The organism is Desulfovibrionales bacterium (assembly GCA_028715605.1).
Lineage (GTDB): Bacteria > Desulfobacterota > QYQD01 > QYQD01 > QYQD01 > QYQD01.
Map to the genome: position 1 here is coordinate 178,196 of JAQURM010000004.1, position 18,315 is coordinate 196,510.

Genomic DNA, 18,315 nt, shown 5'->3' on the forward strand with positions numbered 1-18,315 from the left:
GGGCTGTGGGGAGCTTCAATCGTGGGAGGCGCTGGTATGCTGTCTCAGCCTTGTTTCTCCCAGCGCAGGAGTTCGGCTATCTTCGCCAGCGTGCCGCCTTCTTTGATCTCGGCCCGCAAGCGGTTTTCCTTCTCCAGGACATCCATGGCCCGGTTGGCGTATTCGGCGGCTATGGCCTTCGGCAAGACCACAAGGCCGTCGTCATCGCCCAGTATCCAGTCCCCGCTTTCTATTCTTACTGTGCCGATATTAATCGGCACGCCGATCTCGCCGAAGCCTTTCGGCTCGCCGGCGTTGGGCATTATCAATCTGCTGAAGGCCGGAAATTTCAGTTCCTTTATATCGCGGGTATCCCGAATAGCGCCATCTATAACCACACCGGCCAGACCTTTCTGTATCGCCGAATGCGTGGCCAGTTCCCCCCATATCGCCGGCCCCACGCCCCCGGCATCAATGACTATAACCTCGCCCTTAGAGGCAATATCTATGGCCTCGACCGGCTTGGCCCAGTCACCGGGGTAGGTGCGGACCGTAAGCGCACGGCCAAACATCCTGATGCCCGGAAAAAGGGGGCGCAGTCCGTGCACCACGCCGCCACGATGCAGGGCGTCAGAGAGGTTGGCTGTGGAAACCTGGCTTAATACCGTATTGATTTCAGCCCCGGTAACCCGTTTGAAAAGACGCGTGGGGACAGCCGCCCTTTCGGTCATGGCCTTCTTGATAGCCGAGGCCGCCTTTTTGGGATCAGCAGCCTTGGTAACAGCCCCGCCCACAATCACTATAGACGCCCCGGCCTCTACAGCCAGAGAGGCCGTCTCTGAATTTATGCCGCCGGCTACGCCTACGGGTACGGTAAGGGCCGCGCTGACCTGGCGGAGCGCCGCGAAGGGGTCTTTCCCCTCCATCTGCTCATCAATAGAACAATGCACAGTAACAAAGTCAGCCCCCCACTCCTCGGCCTCACGGGCGCGGCTGACCGGATCGGGGACAGCAATGAGATCTACCACAATCCTGGCGCCGTAATTCTTGCCGGCCTGGATACATTCACGGATAGTAGCCGGGCTGGCGGCGCCGAGGACATCGACGATGCCGGCCCCGGCCTTGGCCGCGGCCTCAACCTCTATCCGCCCTGCGTCCATGACCTTCATGTCGGCAACAATGGTCACATGGGGAAAAAGCCGCCGGAGTTCCCGGACTGCCTCTAATCCTTCGCTCTTGATAAGGGGAGTACCGGCCTCCAGCCAGTCCACCCCTCCCGCCAGGGCAGCCTTCGCTACCTTAATCGCCCGTTTAAGATCTACAAAATCCAGGGCTAACTGCAAAACAGGCTTCATCTTCACTCCAGATTGGCATGACGCGCCAGAAGGGTCCGGTAATCACTGCCCTTTTCTCTGTAGATGGTCAGGATAATGGCCTCCAGGAACAGGAAGGCCGACTGCTCAAAAAGCGACCCCGGGGGTTGACCGGACAGCGTCTCTTTATCCCTCATACGTTTTGTTCCTCCCGGCAGCGTCAGCCGGCGGTCGGATAACCCGGCCAGAGGAGATTTTTCATCACCAAGGATCGCATACGTAAGCGCGCCCGCCTGCTTAGCTATTTTGACTATTTCGCAGGGCCAGGCCGTCTCGCCGGATCCGGACAACACCACAAGCAGATCACTTTTTTTTATGGAAGGAGTTATGGTCTCGCCTACGAAATAGCAATTATATCCAAGATGCATCAGCCGCATGCAAAAAGCGCGAAGTATATAGCCGGAACGTCCCTGGGCCGAAAAAAATATGGCCGGTGCGCTTTTTAAGCATTCTATGAGACCTGCCGCCTCGGCCGCATCTATTTTGCTTAAAAGTTTCCGGTTCTCCTCCTGGACACATTTCAGGCAATCATTAATCATGCTCTTCATACCGGCTGATACTATACAAGATTTTTAAACCGGAGATACGAGAGAAAAGAATGACCGGCTTGTTCCCGTCTGCATACGGAGAAAGGAAATAGCCGCCTCCGGCCCATAGCTGTTGAGGATCTCCAGGGCCATACTGGCAAAAGAAATCACTGATGATGCTTCATACGTATGGAGGAGTTCAAATACCTTTTGTCCGGCTAACATGGCCACTTCATCGTTTACGGCCATCATCCGGCTTATTATCTCCACAATCCGCTCGAATGTTTTGGCATCTGTCTTAGCCATAAGTTCGGGCAGATTTTCTACCAACAGCACCGCCAGGCGCGGGCTCCGCCGGGAAGCTTTATTTACCGCCTCCAGGAAGGCTTCAGAAAATCCAGGCTTCTGAAAAAGACCGGACAACTTTGACGCCAATATCTTACCGGATTCATAATCCTTCACTGTGGCCTGATAGACGATGTCATTATAAGCGGCCAGATAATCAGGCCTGTTGCCTTTAATAATAAGCGGCAGTTCCCTTGCGGAAATAATGCCCGCCTCATAATCTCCTTCCACTATGCGGCGCAGACCTTCGGTATAGGCCAGCGCCTCCCAGTCATTCATTTCGGTTATACTCTCCGCTATGAATCGCGCGCTCTCTTTCGCAGCCGCATGATCCCGTTCAGCTATATGGGTTATAATCGCCTCATAATGATTCAGGACCGGCTGCGTTGACCTCCGCAAAAGATCAGGAAGAACCTCTGCCACCACCAGGACGACATCATGATCCTTTCGTGCCATACGCTGCAATATACCTTCATACCTGGTCAGGTCCTCTGTACGGTCTTCTTTTATGAGTTCAAAGACCTTTTCCGCAGCGATAGTACCCAGGCGGAAGTCTTTTTCCACTATGCCCCAGAGGCTTTTTAGATATGTGTCCCTTTGCCTGCCATCCAATTTTTCCATTAAGGCAGCTATCTTTTCAGCGGCCATCATGGCGATTTTATGATCGCCGCCGGCCAGATGAGCCAGTATCCTTTCATACTGGCCGATTAAGGCCCCATTTTCTTTGTCTATAAGCTCGGAGAATATCTTGGCCGCGCTAAGGGCGACACGCCCATGGAGTTTGGCCAGGCGGTGCACTACTTCCAGATAATTTACATGGAACCTGGATTCTACATCCCTGAGTAAATATGGGACTCTCTCCCCGGCCGCCATACCGACCTTCTCATCCTGTTCTGCGCACAGCGTTACAATGTTAGCATAAAGGGAAAGGGCCTTCTCATCAATTTTTTCTAATAATTGTAAAATCTTATCGGCGCAAAATACCCCTACCCGGCCATTTCGCACCGCGATCATGCCCACTGTATCCAGGTAACGACGCCTCAGGGAGGCGGGGATCTCCGTCAGATAGTGCAATAGCTTATCGGCCATAATAACGCCGGATTCCCTGTCTCTGGCCGCTATGTTGCCGGCGACTTCCCCGTATTTTTTGATAATAGCCTCATCCATATCCTTAAGCAGCGGGAGCAACTTCTCTGCCATTATCATGCCGACCTTATAATCATTTTCTGCGCCACGACTCACTACGGCTACATAGGTCTCCATCGTATCCTTACTGATACCAGAGATAAATGACGGCAAACTCTCGGCCGCAGCAAGACCTACCCTATAGCTTAACATACTGATATTACTAATTGTTTTTAAGTAATTGGCCCTGGCCGGTTTATTTACCTTGTCTATCCATTCAAGCAAATTCCTGGCAAAGGTAACGGCTACCTGGCAATTTTGTGCACAGGTTTGTTCAATAATATTTTCATATTCAGAGATCATTTCCGGGGTTAATTTATTCAGATAAGCAGGAAGGTGCTGAGCGACTGTGGCTGCCAAGCGATAACTTTTACCCGCAAAACGGGTAATAACCTGCGCATAGAGGTCTATTTTTTCCGGGGTCAACCCTGCATAAGCTGCAGATAACGTCTTTGCCGCAGTAATCCCAAGATCATGTTTGATGGCCGTAGTTTTTTTCACTGCGGCAATTAAAGAATCTTTTATCTCATCCCCTGCCTTATTCAGCGGGCCAAGTAATTTTATGGGATCAACCGGCTGGCCGGACTGAAATTCTTTTATGTGTTTTGCTATAATAAGTTCTCTATCCATAGATTACCCCCACGCTTACGTGGTCTTTCTTTTGTCACCTTATAGCATAAAAGACTAAAAAAGGAATCCAGAAAAATGTTATGAACATTCTGATTATCACCAACTAATCGTTAATGTTTTTATAAAACATGCCGTTAATAATATGTAAGTAATTTTTGCCACGTTAATTTTCAGGAGAAAACCTAAGCAAAAAGGAGTAATCGCCATGGGAGAAGCAGTAACACAAGTCGAGGCCGGCTTTCAGGAATTAGCGGCCAGGGAAGGGAAATATTTAACTTTTGTGTTAGGTAAGGAAGAATATGGCCTGGAAATTTTAAAAGTGAAAGAAATTATCGGCATGATGGATATAACTTCCGTACCAAATGTACCGTCTTATGTCAAAGGTGTAATCAATCTGCGGGGCAAGGTTATACCTATAGTGGAATTGCGTTTAAAATTTGGCATGGAATCTATCCCTTATACGGAACGGACCTGCATTATTGTGGTGGATGTTCAGGTCAAAGGCCGCCCCGCCCTGGTCGGGATAGTGGTGGATGCCGTCTCCGAGGTTTTAAACATCAATCGGGAAGAGATAGAAAACACACCTAACTTTGGGACTGGAATGGACACGAACTATATCCTGGGCATGGCCAAGGTCAAAGGACAGGTTAAGATACTGCTGGACATCGATCAAGTCCTTGATAATAGCGAACTGGCCCTTTAAGAAATCAAAAATATGGCTCTCCTTACGGCGGCGGGATAGAGTAGGCTATAACTTCTGTCCCGCCTCTTTTTTTCTAACAACAAGACGTTATATTTAATAAACGTTCACCGTTTACCGAAGAAGAGTTTTTCACGTTCTTGGGGACAACGGTAAACTGATAACGGTGAACGGTTACTATCTTTTCGGCTTGCCGTGGGTTTGTTAAAGCATTTGCCTTGACTATAAGGAAATGCTATAAATTTAAAAACATCGCGTCCAAACTTTGACTTTTTACGAGTTCATCAGCTATGGCGCCATCTCAAGCCCGCAATATTCTCATCGGCATCACTATCCTCATTTTCGTTATAGCCTTCGGAACGAGCGGCTATATGCTTATCGAGAAATGGGAATTTTTAGACGCCCTTTACATGACCGTTATTACTTTAACCACCGTCGGATATGGGGAAGTTCGGCCACTGGGCGGTTCAGGGCGGGTCTTTACAATCTGCCTGCTTATCATGGGCGTTGGTTTTGTGTTTTACATGTTCGGAACCATAACCCAGATCATGGTAGAAGGCCAGTTTAGAAGGCTTTTGGGGAGGAGAAAGTTGGAAAAACAGCTTGCCGCATTAAAGGACCATTACATTATATGCGGTTATGGCCGCATTGGACAGATTATCTCCCGGGAAATTGCCAAAAAACCCTTGCCGCTTGTGATTATCGAAAACAACCCGGACCTGATAAAAACCATTGAAGAGCAGGGGCATCTATTTATCGAAGGCGATGCCACACGGGAAGACACATTACTTAAAGCCAATATTCAAAAGGCCAAGGGCCTGGTAGCCACGGTATCTTCCGACGCTGATAACGTATATATCATACTCACTGCCCGCGGCCTGAACCCCGGTCTTTATATCATGGCCCGGGTCGTTGATGAAAAGGCTGAACGAAATCTCTTACAGGCCGGAGCAAACCGGGTTATATCACCATACCATATCGGAGCGCGTAAGATGGCCCAGGCGATCTTGCGGCCGGCCGTGACTGATTTCATCGAGTTAGCCGTACACCGGGGAGGGATAGAGCTGCAAATAGAGGAGATCCCGGTGCGCGCCCCGTCTCGTATCACAGATGTGCCGCTTAGGGAATCCGGGATAAGGCAGGAATTAGGACTGATTATAATTGCTATCCAGAGGGCTTCAGGTGAAATGCTTTATAACCCCCCGCCGGATGCCAGGATACAGGTAGGCGATATACTTATAGCTATGGGTGACCCAAAGAACCTCAATAAGTTGGAAAAAATGCTGGGAATTTCTACAAGTTAACTAATTTTCATCTGGAAACCAAGAAGTTCCAGATGAGCTGTCAGCACTCAGCAATCAGCATGAAGCTGACCCACCGTTCACTGTTCACCGTTTACCGAAAGAAAATGTCGGACAACGGTTAACGGATAACAAATATGCTGAAGGCTGAAAGCCCAACTTCGGCATTTGGGCTTTGTTTACCTGCCCCCTGGAACAATAATACGCCGTTCGGTAACAATCATATCCATCAGAAAATCGTGCTCATCTAAAGGCACTAAAGGCACTATCTGAATCTCATAGGCCAGGGCTACTTTCAAGGAACCGGCCGGCAGGCCCGGTAAAAAACGATCATAAAAGCCCATCCCATATCCGACACGTCCTCCCCGGTTGTCAAAAACGCAACCCGGCACCACGGTAATGTCTATATCCTTTGGGGATAATGGGCTGAGGCTGGTATCCCTGGGTTCCATAAGGCCGAAACGGCGCGGGGCTAAATCGCATTTCCAGTCTTTTAAAACAGACGGGACTATGATACCCCGCTCATAATCCGTGTACGGAACGGCCACCACCTTACCTTGCTCCAGCGCCACCTCTAGTATGTACTGCGTCTCTGCCTCGCTCCGGAAGGAGACATACAAAAAAACGCCCCTGGCCTGCTTCCATTCCGGCAGGGCCATAAGGCGAACGGCGATGGCTTCTGAGCGTGTCTTGCGCTCTAAAGGGGTGAGGCTGTCGCGGAGCTTGAGGATGCGACGTCTTAATTCAGCCTTGGTCTCCATTTCCTCAAGTGTAGCCGTCAGCTCTAGCCTCCATTTCTCTGACATTCCTTTAATATGATATCGATGATGGCCGGCACCTGCTTCTGAACCTCATCCGTTAGCTCCATCCCCCAGTCAATGGCCCTGGGTTCTACGCCGATTATTACCACCTCCGGCGCATAACCCAGTTTTTTGGACATGGAAAGGGACTCTACCACACCGAGGTCATGCAGGGAAACCGGACCTTCTTTATCTGCAATGAGGTCTTCAGGACGGCACTGATAAATTGTCCCCGGCTTCTGCCCGGCCTTAAGGGCATCAACAATTATCACCTTTTGCACCCCATCCAGATAAAAGGCCAGGTTCATAGTGGCCGTACCCATATCCAACAAATCCACATGGGCCGGAAGCTCCCTGTTTCGCAAGGCCTGGATGATATGCACCCCTATCCCCTCATCCTGGAGGAGAAGATTACCTATGCCGACAATTAATATCTTCTGATCATGCATAATCCATCCCACATTAAAAATCCAGGGGGCTTTTAGCTTCTTTCACCGTCCTGCTCGGCACGCAGTGCGTATAAATCATCGTAGTCTTCACGTCGCTGTGGCCGAGGAGTTCCTGGATTGTCCGAATGTCGTAATTTGCCTGTAAAAGATGAGTGGCAAAGCTGTGGCGGAAGGTGTGAGACGAGACGCGCTTGGTGAGCCTTGCCCGCCGGACTGCTTCATAAAGCGCTCTCTGGACATGCGTTTCATGAAGATGATACCGTCGAAGCTCTTTTGTGCCCGGAATCGGTGTAAGCGTCTTTTGCGGAAAGAACCACTGCCAGATGAAATCCTTCGCGGCGGAAGGATATTTCTTTTCGAGCAAGCTGTCGAGAAAGACGCCTGTAAAGCCTGCCGCAAGATCCTCGTCATGGAGCTTACTCACGGCTTCAAGCTGGGCCGTCAGCTCAGGTACGATTGTCTGCGGAATAGGCACGGTTCGGTCTTTTTTCCCTTTTCCGTGGATCGTAAGAATTTCGGCGTCGAAGTTAAAATCCTTTACCCGCAGTTGCAGACATTCGAATAACCTGAGCCCGCATCCGTACAGCAATTTGACTACAAGGTCATAGGGATATTCGAGATGCTTCAATACGGTATCTATCTCACGCCGGGAAAGGACCACGGGGATATATCTCGACCTCTTCGCGCGGGGGACGTCCCGGTGATCGCCGAAGTCCTTCTTGAGAACATGCCGAAAAACAAACAGCAAGGCATTGAACGCCTGGTTTTGAGTCGAAGCGGCGACATGGCATTTCACGGCGAGATAGGTGAGGTATTCTTTCACATCAGCCGACGACAGTTCATGAGGCGGTTTATCCCGCAGGAACTTCTGAAACTGACGACTCCAGAGCGCATAGGCCTTGAGAGTTCTCCGGGAATAGTGGCGCGTTTTGATCTCAGATGCCAGATCGGCGATAACCTTATCCCATTCAGGAGAGACCGACTTCTCCGCATATTCGGCTTCAGGAACGCGTTTCGGCGGCTGCGGGTCAGGAACGGGAGACAATATTGTGTTTGAATTAACACTCACAGACGGGGTTTTGTTATCAAGGTTCCGCAGTATCTCAAAATAAAGAGACACGGCATAAGCGGCCTGTTTTTGCTGGTCCGGGGTCTGCTTTTTTTCCCGCAGCTTTTCGATAAATAAGCGCACCCGCTCCGACTTGGAATCCGGCACGGGGTATTTACCGCAAAAATCCAAAAAGTACCGAAGCCATTTTTTATAATCAGAGTGAACAGAAACAGCCGGTACTTTTTTTGTGAGGATGGCCTCATATTGAACTAAAATATTGTCCGGTATTTTGAGCATAGTATGTAACAGACACTAGATAACATGACGGAAGGGATATTATTCAACTTGCCAAATATAATGAATTTAAGTGGTTACGTCAAGATGTACTTTTTATTTTATTGACCATACTGAAAGTTCCTGATATTATCCAGAAAACTAGATAATAATATGTTGTGCTTACGAAAAAAACAAAAATCTGCGTATACCTTTCCTGACACAGGGGGTCTGTGGCTTCAATAAAAGGATATTTCTATGCTTCAACTGAAAATGATAGAACTCTTCAAGGAAGGTTGTCATGAGGATGCACGAATAATCGCGGCATTGATGTTCGGCTCATTTGCTATCGGAGAGGGTGACGAGTTCTCTGATATCGAATTCGCAGTGTTCATCCAGGATGACCATTTTGAAAATTTCGATCAGCGCTCGTGGCTTAATGCCGTAAGTCCGGTTGCTGCTTACTTTCCGGACGACTTCGGCCACCACACCGCACTTTTTGAAAACGGCATTCGCGGTGAATTCCATTTCATGCGAAAATCGGACATACCGGTCATTTCCACTTGGCAAGGCTATGGGTGGTTTCCCTCGCTTGAGGCGGCTGTTTTGTTGGACCGATCAGGAGAGTTGTCAAGGTATGCAAGCGCTCTCGTGGGCGATCCCCCGATACGTGAAGGCGCACCGCTGGTGGAAGGGCTTGTGTTGAACCTCATCAGCCTGATGCTCTTTGGGGCCAATCTTTTAAATCGGGGAGAGTACGCTCGCGCCTGGGCTTTGCTCAGCAAAGCACATGAAAACCTACTCAAGCTGGTTCGACTCCACGAAGGGGCAACAGACCACTGGCCGACACCTTCACGCGCGCTCGAAAAGGATATCTCGGAGGACTCGTATAATCGCTATCTGGCATGCACAAGCAGTGCAGAACCAAGAGCACTATGTGCAGCCTATCATCAAACGTGGACGTGGAGTCTCGAATTGTTCAAGAGCGTGACAGAACCTCTGAATATCGAGTTTCCGAGAACTGTAATTGCGCAGGCAAAAAGGTTGCTCAATGAGTCTGCGACGCCGCACAACAAGTAAATCCAGCGGACGCATAAAAACGCGCCGCTGATTTTGACGTTAGATGAAATACACCTTTGCGTATGGTTCCTTCCCCAATGAAGGATGTTTTGTGAATATCCAGTGAACCACTTCGACCGTTCCAGCGCATTTTGCAAACACAACTTGGTCGCCTTTTCTTGGTATTTGATCCATAGTCCGAGAGGCGTAAACATCTATTGTCTTACCAACTCCCTTGTAAAATTCAACGATCATAGAAGTAACCATCCTTTCATCTAACCATCGGATCGACGGGTCAAGCCCGTCATCCGGGCGTTCGCTGTAACAATGGAGTAATCGCATGATAAAAATTACTGAAAATGAATTGTCAGCCATGTTGTTGGAAAATATTACGCTCAGAGCAGTTGAGCCGAATATTTACTCTGTTCTCCCTGATGGTAACTCTGGAAATGAGTATGACAGCCAGTTCGGTTTTATATATGACCTGGTAGCTTGCAATCCAATTTATAACCGCCTTATTTGGGGGTATTCAGTCAAAATATTTTCTCAAGTAGCAAGCGAATCACTCCATTCTTCTCAAGATGGGCCTGTTTTGGATATTGGCTGCGGTTCTCTTGCATTCACAGCAAAAACATATAGTCAGTACACAAAACGTCCAGTGATCTTAACGGACCAGTCACTTAAAATGCTCCGCATGGCTAAATCAAGATTAATAAAACAGAACGGTAAGATCCCAGATAACCTGGTTCTCCTTCACGCTGACGCTCTCCAACTCCCATTTCAAGAAAATATATTTACAACAATACTCTCTGAGAATCTGCTCCATTGTCTCAGTGACACAGGTCCTCTCCTCAAGCAATTGAAAACCATCATGTCGAAGAATGGCAAAATGTATTTCACTACATTGGTTCGCGCCAATCGTTTTGCGGACAAATATTTTGAGGCATTAGCCAACAGCGGCAAATTGGTTTCAAGAACCATGGCTGACCATAAAAAAATTTTTGAGCAAATTGGCCTATCCGCAAAACACGAAACATCTGGTAACCTCTTGATAATAAGGGCAAACAAATAGGAAAGATCAGCGAACCAGGCGCTTAACCTGACCGCGAGAACGTCGGCGGCGCTAACGCGGCAAGGCCAGGTGGCGCGGTCAGGTTAGCTTAACGTTAGCTTATACCATTGCTGGAGTAGGTCATGGGATTGTTAAAAAAAATTGGAATGCAATGTAGAAAACCTTCAGGTTGTTTTGGTAGACTTGTCGGAAGATCAATGAACTTCGAACATGCCAAAATTAGGCAGTGGGGACTTAGTCATATTTCTATTAAATCGGATTCATGTGTTCTTGATATAGGTTGTGGTGGAGGAAAGGCCGTTAAAGAGATAGCTTCATCCATATCAAAAGGAAAGGTCTACGGAATTGACTATTCTAAGGATATGGTTCAATTATCAAAAAAGGTAAATGACAATCTTATAAAACAAGGTACTGTTGAAATACTGTATGGCACCGTTTCCTCTTTACCGTTTCCAGATGAAATGTTTGATTTTGTAACAGCAATTGAAACATATTATTTTTGGCCTAATTTAGTTAATGATTTAATTGAGGTAAAACGTGTATTAAAACCAGGAGCATTTCTTTTATTAGTTCATGCAGCATATAAAGATGACCAGTTTGAAAAACGAAATAGTAAATTGGTCAATCTGCTTAATATAAAGATTCATACACCAGATGAGTATAAAAATTTTCTGTCTGAAGCAGGATATCAGATAGAAAAAATAGATAATTTACCTAAAAAAAATTGGATTTCTGTAATTGCACAAAAAAGAAAAAGCTAACAATTTCATGTACTTGACGCCAAATAGCCCAGCGTAAAAAACACGCTGAGCTATTTGGCACAAGTGATGATGTCGTTGGCTCCGGCAAATATCGCTCTACGCCAACCAGCAGTCCAAGCGGACAAAGGGCCGCTTAACTTTGAAAGAGCAAGGCAAAATATGAAAGATAATCGTGAAGGCATTCCGCCGTCTGCTGCGCTGATGCAGATGATCACAGGTTTTTGGGTTTCATCGGCGATATATGTTGCAGCAAAATTGGAACTTGCCGACCACACTGGAGATAAGACTATCAGTGCCCAGGAACTTGCACAGAGCGTAGGTGCTCATCCTGGCTCTCTCTATCGTCTTCTTAGTGCACTTGCGAGCATTGGTGTTTTCACAGAAGTAGAACCACGACGTTTCGCGCTGACCGCTATCGGAAAATGTCTCAAGAGCGGCCCCGGATCACTGCGTGCGTTTTCAATCGTTGGACGAGAGCTCGGTTGGGAACCCTGGGGTCACCTTCTCCATTCCGTTCGTACAGGGGAAACCGCTTTTGGCCATCTACACGAAATGGGCTATTTCGAGTATCTTAAACAAAACCCTGAACTTGCTCGGCTATTCGATGAGGCAATGATGGGCTTCGTCACGATGAATGGCCTTGCGGTTGTGGCGGCATACGACTTCACGCCTTTCTCGACAATCATTGACATCGGCGGTGGGCGAGCCACCCTTATGGCGGCAATGCTCAAACAAAATTCCCAAGCAAAAGGAATTGTTTTTGATCGCCCCGAAGTTGCGGAAGAAGCTAACAAAAGTCTTGTGTCTGCAGGTATCTCAAATCGTTGTAGGTATATCGGCGGAGATTTTTTTGTTTCTGTGCCGTCGGGAGGCGATGTTTATATCCTTGCCTCGGTCCTTCACGATTGGGATGATGAAAAGAGTCTCATTATTCTCAAAAATTGCCGAAGAACTATGGGAGGCGCGGAAAAGCTGCTTCTTGTCGAAATGATACTTCCTCCGGGTAATGCGCCTTTCTTCGGAAAACTTCTCGATCTAAATATGCTGGTAAATTTTGGTGGGCGTGAGAGAACTGAAGTAGAATATCGTAAGCTCCTGTCAACCGCCGGCTTCAAACTTACACGAATAATACAAACAAAAACGCCATCGAGTCTTATTGAAGCGATCCCTGATTAGGGTGGCGGGCTATGAAGGAAAAAATAAAAACGAAAAACTCTAACAACAAAATCGAGGCGACAGGGAATAGCCTCTGTGGTTTTTTCATTCGCCGGTTACCCCTGCGCCTCATTTAAATCGTTAGAAAGTACCTGACATGCATCCTTCATTAGAAGCTGAATTCATCCCCCCACGCCCACTCGAACCCAAAATAATTATGGGCAGAAATGAACCTTGCTGGTGTGGATCGCGAAAGAAATGGAAAAAATGTCATAAGGATAGGCACCTTCAACCGGAAATACCGATCGGCAAATTGATTCATGACATGTTTGAGGACCAAAAGAATGGGATATGTCTTCATCCCGAAGCATCTCCGATGAACTGTTCAAACCAGCTCATCAGGGCACACACAGTTCAGCGTTCCGGCGGACTAAGCGCGATAGCTGAAAATGGATACGTAATCTCAGGGAAACGTGGCTACGAAAGAATTTTCAAAAATGATGGACAAATTGTCCCAGAGAGCGTCGGAATAGGAAGAGCTTCTACCTTTATGGGTTTTTGTTCAATTCATGACAATAAGCTTTTCGAGCCGATTGAAAACAGTTCATTTACTTTAAATAATGAAACAGCTTTCCTTTTGTCATTCAGAGCTATTTCATATGAGTACCTAACGAAACAAAATGCTATGAAGGCCGTCGATATTCAAAGGGAGATGGACAGAGGGAAAGACTTTGAAACTCAAGTGACCATCCAGCAGTATTGCCATGCTTATCGGGCTGGTTTGATCAGGGGAATGCAGAATCTCCAGGAGTGGAAGGCTGAATATGACCGAAAGTTTCTTGCTCGGGATTTTTTGTCAATGCCACATTACGCGCTTGAGTTCAACGGAATTCTCCCATTCGTTTGTTGTGGTGGATTCCATCCAGAAGTAGACTTTTTTGGACGCCAGCTGCAAGTGATTTCTCGAAGTGATGCTCCTATGGAACATGTATGCCTCAATATATCCGTATTCGGTGCAAGATCTTTCCTGGCATTTGGTTGGTTTGGCATCCTGGACGGTCCGTCAGAAAGTTTTGTGAAGTCTTTTAAGTCAATTCCCAATACAGATAAAGCAAATTCTTCTCTCATATTGGCAGTCGAGCAATTAGAGAATACCTATTTTAGCCCATCGTGGTGGAACCTGTTGAACAAGTCAGATAAAGAATACCTTGTAAAAAGAATGCAGTCTGGTGTTGGTCCAAATTCTTTGAGGCCGGCAGACACGTATCGCAATATTAGGCAGGTTGTCCAGTCAGTACCGGTTACCGCTGAGATCGGCACTGTGTAACGCTTTTTTCTAACCCTCAAATCCAGCCGACGCCGGGTAAGGGTGTGGGTTTTTCGGGAAGGCAGAGGCGGCGCGGCTGATTTGTACGTATTGCGAAACCATTCGATACTTGCCTCATACCCGAAACTGTACTAAAGTCCAAAGAAAAAGAAAAATATGAAGGGGTGTAGGTACATGGAAACGAAGCAGCCTGGGCTTTCAAATCGGCTTCGCGGTTGTTAGAACATCAGCGTGTAAACTGGGAGGTACGTCATTGCTATCAGCAGTCGAACAATCAAGATTGAGGGTATCAAGAGCTACCGATGCGAAGCGGAAATCTCAGCTAGGCCAGTTTTTCACACCAGCAACAACTGCTCGGTTTATGGCCAGTTTATTTGGGGGAGTGCCCCGAGGCATTTGTCATCTGCTGGACCCCGGGGCAGGTATTGGCTCCCTTACTGCTGCCTTCATAGAAAGATGGATTTCCGAAGGCTTTGATCCTCTGTGCATTGAAGCAGATGTATTCGAAATAGACGAATCTCTGCATCCTTATTTGTCCCAAACACTTAACGAATACAAGGAGAATCTGAACATTGTTTCAAATATCCGGGGAGGGGACTTCGTGACGATTGCGTCTGGCTCCCTCCACGGAAACTTGTTTGCCAAAGCTCTTCCAAAATACACGCACGCCATCCTGAATCCCCCCTACAAAAAAATACGGAGCAGTTCCATACACCGTGCTGCGCTGAGTCGAGTCGGTATTGAGACTGTCAATCTGTACTCGGCTTTTGTGGCCTTGTCTCTATCGCTGCTTGACGACCATGGTCAACTTGTTGCTATCATACCACGAAGTTTTTGCAACGGGCCTTACTATCGCCCATTCCGCGAGTTCATACTGGAACGCGCGGCGATTCTCCACATACATCTGTTCGACTCGCGCAAGAAGGCTTTCAAGGATGATGGCGTGCTGCAAGAGAACATTATCATCATGCTTGAGCGCGGGCGACAGCAGGGCGACGTGACAGTTTCGACCTCCACAGACGATAGCTTTGATGACCTTGTGACTCACACACATCCTTTTGACCGCATTGTCCTCCCAGATGATCCGGAGCGCTTTATCCATGTGCCGACTTCAGTGGAAATGGAAACCATTGGACTATCGGAAGCGGTTCAGTCTTCGCTGGCAGATATCGGCATCACTGTATCTACTGGCCCGGTGGTAGACTTTCGTTTGAAAGATCACTTGCGAAGCATGCCCGGACCGGATACCGTCCCTCTTCTTTATCCCTGCCACTTTAATGGCCGACGTGTCGAATGGCCGAAGGTAGGCACGAAGAAGCCCAATGCCATCCACCGCAATGCAGAGACGGAAAAGTGGCTGTATCCAAACGGGTACTACTGTGTTGTACGCCGCTTCTCATCAAAGGAAGAGAGCCGACGGATTGTAGCTCGTGTGGTACAGACGGAGGACTTCACGGGTGCCGAAATGTTGGGCTTCGAAAACCACCTAAACGTATTCCATATGGGCAAGCGGAGCTTGCCGGAAGCTCTTGCGCACGGGTTGGCAGTGTTTCTTAGCACCACCGCCGTCGATAAGAACTTCCGACTCTTCAATGGTCACACACAGGTCAATGCTACCGATCTCAAGCTTATGAAGTATCCGAGCCGCGAGGCGTTGATTGCCCTTGGCGAATGGGCCATGCACTGCCCTGAGTTGACGCAGGCTATGGTCGACAAAAAGCTGGAAGGTTTGGTCGAATGACGGATAAACATCAGAAGCACATCACCGAAGCGAATCAGATCCTTATTTCCCTTGGCTTGCCCCGTGCGCAGCAGAACGAACGTTCCGCTTTGTGCTTACTTGCTCTATTGAACCTCACGCCTAAGAAAAAATGGAGCCAGGCGGAAAAACCTCTTATGGGCATTACACCGATCATGGATTGGGCTCGGAAACACTATCAAAAAGAGTATGCGCCGAACACGCGTGAGACTGTGCGTCGCCAAACCATGCATCAGTTCGTGGATGCCGGGATCGCAGTCTATAACCCGGACAATCCCGGCCGGCCCGTGAACAGTCCAAAAGCGGTCTATCAGATCGAGCCCATAACTCTGGATTTACTACGCAGTTTCGGATCAAAGAAATGGCATGATAAGCTAACAGACTACCTGGCTCATCGCGCAACGCTGGCCGCTAAATACGCGAAGGAGCGCGAGCAGAACCGCATTCCGGTACAGATTGCGCCAGGCAAGCAAATTACCCTCAGCCCAGGGGAACACAGTGAGTTAATCCGGGCCATAATCGAGGATTTCGGATCGCGCTTTGCACCCGGTGGTATTCTGGTCTATGCTGGTGACACAGGCGACAAGTGGGGCTATTTTGATGCCCCCTTACTGGCCGAGTTGCGCGTCGATATCGATTCACATGGCAAGATGCCCGATGTAGTACTGTATATGAAGGAGCGCAACTGGTTGTTCTTGGTGGAATCTGTCACAAGCCATGGACCAGTGGACGGAAAGCGACACGCAGAACTGGCTCGCCTTTTCACTGGATCAAGGGCCGGATTGGTTTATGTAACGGCATTCCCAGACCGCGCGACCATGAGTCGGTATCTTGGTGAGATTGCATGGGAAACAGAAGTGTGGGTTGCCGATGCGCCTTCCCACCTTATCCATTTTGACGGCGCTCGGTTTCTCGGACCATACGACTCACCCTAAAAAGCTAATAAACCACAACGAGTTACACGGGCAAACTGAATACCTATCCTGGGTCTTGGTGGCGTAACCAAGACTAGACTCCTCTTGACAACTATGCCGATCTTCTATCTAAGTCCTTGAAAGAGCTAACACGTCGTTCAACCGGACGGCGTGGAATGGGGCTGCGCAAGATCGAAGGCCGTAGACCGCCGCCGGTTAACTCTGAGTTCTCTCCCTCGCTCCGCTCGGTAGAGAATGCGGCGGTAAGCGATGACTGCCTTCTGCCCTCGCGGAGCTCGGGCAGAGAACCAGGCAGTCAAGACGGACGCCCGCTGCGCGGGCTGCCGCTTACCGCCGCATTGGGGCACATATTTGCAATGAGAGACTTTGAAAAAATAATTGAAAATTATGCTGAAATCGATAACCAGCTGCGTGCATTTACTGGCACTGAATTCGAAATAAACCCCAGAGGCACAGGCATTGAAATAACTGTACCAGGTGCCTCATCAACACTCCGATTAAATAAAAACCAATTAGAAATCATTGAGGCTGGATACCTGGTAGATGATATTCGAAGTTTAAAATATCATGGCGATTGTGGGGTTTCTTTTGATAGTTATTCCGAATATTTTATAAAAATTGAGCATCCGCAATATTTCTTTCTTGATTTACCTTCTGAATGGCCAGGATCGTCATCGCTCAAATTCAGAATCGGTGACGTATCAGTTGTTGTAGGCAATGCATCGCCACTTATTGTTTTGCTAATGGAATCTCATTATCGCGATTCGGATGTCCATCCTGATGGTTTTAATAGCTTTGCAAGCGTCAGATTACATGGTGTTGAGCAGGGACTCTCAGAGGCCTGTTTTCATAAGGCACTTTTCTATATCAATTCCCATTATTTTAAACCTGTGGGTTTGGTCGCTTCTTTAAAGCACCTCGAAACAGACTTTGATGATCCGCTTGGCATATTCTATGGTGGCACAGAACCCGAAGAAGCATTTAAAAAAATAATCAGAAAAAGAATTCGAACGAGAGAAGATTTTACAAGTACAGAACCGCTGGTTCTTTATAACCATGCATGCATTTCATCTGGTAATGAGTCGTTCATTTCATACTATAGAGTTCTTGAGTTCTTTTTTGTAAGAGCCATATTGGATAAAATCGAAGTCCTAAGAAATGATCTGTCAGCAAATTCTCAGGACATCTTCGATATTGCCTCTGCTCGAAACGAAGAACAACAACTTCGGAACCTTATTGAGAATGTTTTAACATCTTCACAAAAAAAGAAATTATTTGAATACGCAAAGAATCAAAACTTGATTAAAGATTCGAAACTACATGATTTTGTAGCTGGTTTGTACGCGTTCAGAAATTCACTGGTGCATGCAAAAGAAAAACAGCTTCAAAAGACGACTCTACCAGATCCGTTTATGGCCAACTCTAATATTAAGAAATGGACGTATATTGTTGCAGTATGTGCTGAACGTGCAATAAGAAAATTTAGTGGTTAATATAAAAGGTCCAAGTAACAGTTTAGTCCCTATTTTAAGTTATCTTTTCGGTGGAGGAAAGTATCAACTTGAATTGTCATACAGGGCAGCCTGAGCTATTTTTGTATCGGATGTGAAGAGTATTTGCAGGAATTGTCTTGG

At 47.6% G+C, this 18,315-nt stretch carries 16 protein-coding genes; 10 read left to right on the forward strand and 6 right to left on the reverse strand.

All coding sequences use genetic code 11. From position 1 onward, the window contains the following. Positions 1 to 44 precede the first annotated feature (44 nt). The 3 genes from PHT49_06600 to PHT49_06610 are packed head-to-tail and all read right to left on the reverse strand — an operon-like array spanning position 45 to position 4,039. Positions 45 to 1,334 (reverse strand): DUF561 domain-containing protein, encoded by a 1,290-nt coding sequence (locus tag PHT49_06600; protein MDD5451551.1) that lies wholly within the window; start codon positions 1,332 to 1,334, stop codon positions 45 to 47. A gap of 2 nt (positions 1,335 to 1,336) precedes the next feature. Next, complete coding sequence (locus tag PHT49_06605; protein MDD5451552.1) at positions 1,337 to 1,900, reverse strand: SIS domain-containing protein; 564 nt, start codon at positions 1,898 to 1,900, stop codon at positions 1,337 to 1,339. Positions 1,901 to 1,924: 24 nt separating this feature from the next. Further along, positions 1,925 to 4,039, reverse strand: a complete 2,115-nt coding sequence (locus PHT49_06610; protein ID MDD5451553.1) for a hypothetical protein — start codon at positions 4,037 to 4,039, stop codon at positions 1,925 to 1,927. 205 nt (positions 4,040 to 4,244) lie between these two features. On the opposite strand from PHT49_06610, the gene PHT49_06615 reads away from it, so the two are divergent. Beyond that, positions 4,245 to 4,742: a chemotaxis protein CheW gene (locus PHT49_06615; GenBank protein MDD5451554.1), complete on the forward strand. Its 498-nt coding sequence runs from the start codon at positions 4,245 to 4,247 to the stop codon at positions 4,740 to 4,742. A gap of 287 nt (positions 4,743 to 5,029) precedes the next feature. Beyond that, complete coding sequence (locus tag PHT49_06620; GenBank protein MDD5451555.1) at positions 5,030 to 6,043, forward strand: potassium channel protein; 1,014 nt, start codon at positions 5,030 to 5,032, stop codon at positions 6,041 to 6,043. 176 nt (positions 6,044 to 6,219) lie between these two features. On the opposite strand, the gene PHT49_06625 is transcribed toward PHT49_06620, so the two are convergent. Genes PHT49_06625 through PHT49_06635 form a run of 3 tightly spaced genes read right to left on the reverse strand, consistent with a single transcriptional unit; the run spans position 6,220 to position 8,637 of the window. Then, a complete protein-coding gene (locus tag PHT49_06625; GenBank protein MDD5451556.1) occupies positions 6,220 to 6,846 on the reverse strand; it encodes a 5-formyltetrahydrofolate cyclo-ligase in 627 nt (208 codons plus the stop codon). Then, positions 6,825 to 7,289, reverse strand: a complete 465-nt coding sequence (locus PHT49_06630) for a hydrogenase maturation protease (protein MDD5451557.1) — start codon at positions 7,287 to 7,289, stop codon at positions 6,825 to 6,827. Before PHT49_06630 ends, PHT49_06625 begins: the two co-directional genes overlap by 22 nt. Before the next feature lie 13 nt (positions 7,290 to 7,302). After that, positions 7,303 to 8,637, reverse strand: coding sequence for an integron integrase (locus tag PHT49_06635; protein ID MDD5451558.1), 1,335 nt, complete (start codon positions 8,635 to 8,637; stop codon positions 7,303 to 7,305). Positions 8,638 to 8,871: 234 nt separating this feature from the next. Between PHT49_06635 and lnu(F) the strand changes: the two genes are divergently transcribed. The 8 genes from lnu(F) (at position 8,872) to PHT49_06675 (ending at position 18,174) form a co-directional block, all read left to right on the forward strand. Next, complete coding sequence (gene lnu(F) / locus PHT49_06640; protein ID MDD5451559.1) at positions 8,872 to 9,693, forward strand: lincosamide nucleotidyltransferase Lnu(F); 822 nt, start codon at positions 8,872 to 8,874, stop codon at positions 9,691 to 9,693. Positions 9,694 to 10,012: 319 nt separating this feature from the next. Then, positions 10,013 to 10,744 (forward strand): class I SAM-dependent methyltransferase, encoded by a 732-nt coding sequence (locus tag PHT49_06645; GenBank protein ID MDD5451560.1) that lies wholly within the window; start codon positions 10,013 to 10,015, stop codon positions 10,742 to 10,744. 122 nt (positions 10,745 to 10,866) lie between these two features. Next, positions 10,867 to 11,505: a class I SAM-dependent methyltransferase gene (locus tag PHT49_06650; GenBank protein ID MDD5451561.1), complete on the forward strand. Its 639-nt coding sequence runs from the start codon at positions 10,867 to 10,869 to the stop codon at positions 11,503 to 11,505. 63 nt (positions 11,506 to 11,568) lie between these two features. Further along, a complete protein-coding gene (locus PHT49_06655; GenBank protein ID MDD5451562.1) occupies positions 11,569 to 12,681 on the forward strand; it encodes a methyltransferase in 1,113 nt (370 codons plus the stop codon). A gap of 136 nt (positions 12,682 to 12,817) precedes the next feature. Then, the gene (locus PHT49_06660; protein ID MDD5451563.1) at positions 12,818 to 13,987 is read left to right on the forward strand and encodes an SEC-C metal-binding domain-containing protein; all 1,170 of its coding nucleotides are present in this window, start codon (positions 12,818 to 12,820) and stop codon (positions 13,985 to 13,987) included. A gap of 253 nt (positions 13,988 to 14,240) precedes the next feature. Then, entirely contained in the window at positions 14,241 to 15,728 is a 1,488-nt protein-coding gene (locus tag PHT49_06665; GenBank protein ID MDD5451564.1) for an Eco57I restriction-modification methylase domain-containing protein, read from the forward strand. Next, entirely contained in the window at positions 15,725 to 16,681 is a 957-nt protein-coding gene (locus PHT49_06670; protein MDD5451565.1) for a BsuBI/PstI family type II restriction endonuclease, read from the forward strand. The genes PHT49_06665 and PHT49_06670 overlap by 4 nt, the downstream gene beginning before the upstream one ends. A 155-nt stretch (positions 16,682 to 16,836) precedes the next feature. Then, on the forward strand, positions 16,837 to 18,174 hold the full coding sequence (locus PHT49_06675; protein ID MDD5451566.1) for a hypothetical protein: 1,338 nt from the start codon (positions 16,837 to 16,839) through the stop codon (positions 18,172 to 18,174). Positions 18,175 to 18,315 lie beyond the last annotated feature (141 nt).

Bases quoted from the DNA above. Each gene is read 5' to 3' on its own strand.
- PHT49_06600 (MDD5451551.1), bottom strand. From the start codon at position 1,334: ATGAAGCCTGTTTTGCAGTTAGCCCTGGATTTTGTAGATCTTAAACGG.
- PHT49_06605 (MDD5451552.1), bottom strand. From the start codon at position 1,900: ATGAAGAGCATGATTAATGATTGCCTGAAATGTGTCCAGGAGGAGAAC.
- PHT49_06610 (MDD5451553.1), bottom strand. From the start codon at position 4,039: ATGGATAGAGAACTTATTATAGCAAAACACATAAAAGAATTTCAGTCC.
- PHT49_06615 (MDD5451554.1), top strand. From the start codon at position 4,245: ATGGGAGAAGCAGTAACACAAGTCGAGGCCGGCTTTCAGGAATTAGCG.
- PHT49_06620 (MDD5451555.1), top strand. From the start codon at position 5,030: ATGGCGCCATCTCAAGCCCGCAATATTCTCATCGGCATCACTATCCTC.
- PHT49_06625 (MDD5451556.1), bottom strand. From the start codon at position 6,846: ATGTCAGAGAAATGGAGGCTAGAGCTGACGGCTACACTTGAGGAAATG.
- PHT49_06630 (MDD5451557.1), bottom strand. From the start codon at position 7,289: ATGCATGATCAGAAGATATTAATTGTCGGCATAGGTAATCTTCTCCTC.
- PHT49_06635 (MDD5451558.1), bottom strand. From the start codon at position 8,637: ATGCTCAAAATACCGGACAATATTTTAGTTCAATATGAGGCCATCCTC.
- PHT49_06645 (MDD5451560.1), top strand. From the start codon at position 10,013: ATGATAAAAATTACTGAAAATGAATTGTCAGCCATGTTGTTGGAAAAT.
- PHT49_06650 (MDD5451561.1), top strand. From the start codon at position 10,867: ATGGGATTGTTAAAAAAAATTGGAATGCAATGTAGAAAACCTTCAGGT.
- PHT49_06660 (MDD5451563.1), top strand. From the start codon at position 12,818: ATGCATCCTTCATTAGAAGCTGAATTCATCCCCCCACGCCCACTCGAA.
- PHT49_06670 (MDD5451565.1), top strand. From the start codon at position 15,725: ATGACGGATAAACATCAGAAGCACATCACCGAAGCGAATCAGATCCTT.
- PHT49_06675 (MDD5451566.1), top strand. From the start codon at position 16,837: ATGGGGCTGCGCAAGATCGAAGGCCGTAGACCGCCGCCGGTTAACTCT.